Genomic DNA, 1,637 nt, shown 5'->3' with positions numbered 1-1,637 from the left:
GCCTGGTGCCCCGCCCCGCGTCCCTGGGACCGCGCCCCCGTCCGGCAGTCTCGCTCCCGCCGTGCTGTCCGGTGTTCTCGGGGGCTCGGTCTGCGGGCTTGTTCTCGTGGTCGAAGTCCGGGCCCTCGTCAGAGTGTGTGGTCAACGCTTCTCCTCAGGTGGGCGCGGAGCAGTTCACGGGCGGCGTGCAGGTCGGCCTTGACGGTTCCCTCCTTGCGTCCGGTCAGCACGGACACCTCCCGGATCGGCATGTCAGCGTAGTAGTGCAGCAGGATCGGCACGCGCAGGCGTTCGGGCAGGGACTGCACGAGCAACCGCACCGAGGGGTCCGCCTGTTCGGCGGGCGGGCTCACCGCGACCTCGTTGGTGGCGCGCCGCACGGCCCGGCGTTCGCGCTCCAGCTTGCGCCAGTGGTCCCGGACGAGGTTGGCCGCGGTGACGTAGAGGAAGCCGCGCGGTTCGGTGACGGCCGTCCAGCGCGCCCACAGCCGGGTGAACGCCTCCGAGGCGATCTCGTGGGCCGTCTCGTCGTCGTCGACGAGACGGCGGCACCAGCCGGCGAGACGCGGATAAAGGGCGGCGAACAACTCGGACGCGGCCTTCTCGCGGGACCGTTTCAACGTTCTCCCGGGTTCGTGGGGGTCACTCGTGGAGGAAGAGCCCGGGCCTGCGGCGTACGTTCCGCGGGCCCGGGTTCCGGTCGGTGGTCAGTGGCCGGCGCCGGTCAGTACCGCGAAGACGATGACGTTGTCGCGGTAGCCGTCACCGGTGCGCTCCCCGCCGCAGGTGATCAGGCGCAGCTCCGGCCGGTCCACGTTCCCGTACACCTCCTTGGTCGGGAAGTCCGCCTTGGCCACCGTCCGTACATCCGTCACGGTGAACACCGCGGTGGTGCCGTTCTCCAGGCGCGCCTCGATCCGCTCGCCCCGGCGCAGTTCCGCGAGGTGGCGGAAGACGCCGTCCCCGTAGGCGCCGACCGTGACATGACCGAGGATCACCGACGGTCCGGTCTGTCCCGGCGTCGGCGAGTTCTCGTACCAGCCCGCCCGGTCGTGCGCCTGGACCGGCGGCACCTGCACGGTCCCGCCGGCGGCCAGCCCCAGCTTCATCACCGGGGTGTCGACGCCGATGGCCGGTATCCGGAGCCCGACCGGGACGGATCGCCCCACCGCCGGCACCTGCTTCGCGGCGGGCGGCGCCGGGGACGACGGTGAGGACGAGGTGCTCGCGGAACTCCCCTGCGGGGCGCTCCCGGTCGTGGCTCCGGGGCCGCCACAGCCCACGAGCAGCGCGGCCAGCACGAGGCCGGCGAGGGCGCGCCCGGAGAGGCGGCTCATTCCCCGTTCGCCCCGTTCGCCTGCCGACGGCGCAGCAGGAATACCGCCCCGCCGCCCACGACGACGGCCGCGGCGGCGCCCCCGCCGATCAGCGCGCCCGTGTTCGAGGAGTCCGAGGTGGTCGAAACGCCGGTGTTCGGCGCGCCGCTCGGCACGACGGAGACCTGGCCGCCCGAGGGCACCCGGCTGGGGACGGGGCTCGGGGCCAGGGTGCCGGGACGGCGCTTGGTGGGGACGGCGCTGGGCTCCTGGCCGCCCGGTCGGGTCTTGGTCGAGACGGCGCTGGGAGCGGTGGTGGCG

Annotated in this window: 3 protein-coding genes; all 3 read right to left on the bottom strand. The window is 73.7% G+C overall.

Going from position 1 to position 1,637, the window contains the following annotated elements; genetic code table 11:
* Window positions 1-128: 128 nt before the first annotated feature.
* A complete protein-coding gene (locus GRC12_RS44280) occupies window positions 129-620 on the bottom strand; it encodes an RNA polymerase sigma factor (protein ID WP_208786070.1) in 492 nt (163 codons plus the stop codon).
* An 87-nt stretch (window positions 621-707) separates the two neighbouring features.
* Window positions 708-1,337, bottom strand: coding sequence for a class F sortase (locus GRC12_RS44275; RefSeq protein WP_208786069.1), 630 nt, complete (start codon window positions 1,335-1,337; stop codon window positions 708-710).
* Window positions 1,334-1,637, bottom strand: a 304-nt coding sequence (locus tag GRC12_RS44270) for a Tat pathway signal sequence domain protein (protein WP_208786068.1), incomplete at its 5' end; no start/stop codon positions are given. The genes GRC12_RS44270 and GRC12_RS44275, both read right to left, overlap by 4 nt.

It is taken from the genome of Streptomyces griseorubiginosus (genome assembly GCF_017614965.1).
Classification (GTDB): Bacteria; Actinomycetota; Actinomycetes; order Streptomycetales; family Streptomycetaceae; genus Streptomyces; species Streptomyces griseorubiginosus_B.
The sequence above is the reverse complement of the archived record's forward strand: the minus strand, read 5'-3'. Positions and strand labels throughout refer to the sequence as shown.

What these genes read in the sequence shown, in the direction of transcription:
- GRC12_RS44275 (WP_208786069.1), bottom strand. Translation starts at nt 1,337, where the DNA reads ATGAGCCGCCTCTCCGGGCGCGCCCTCGCCGGCCTCGTGCTGGCCGCG.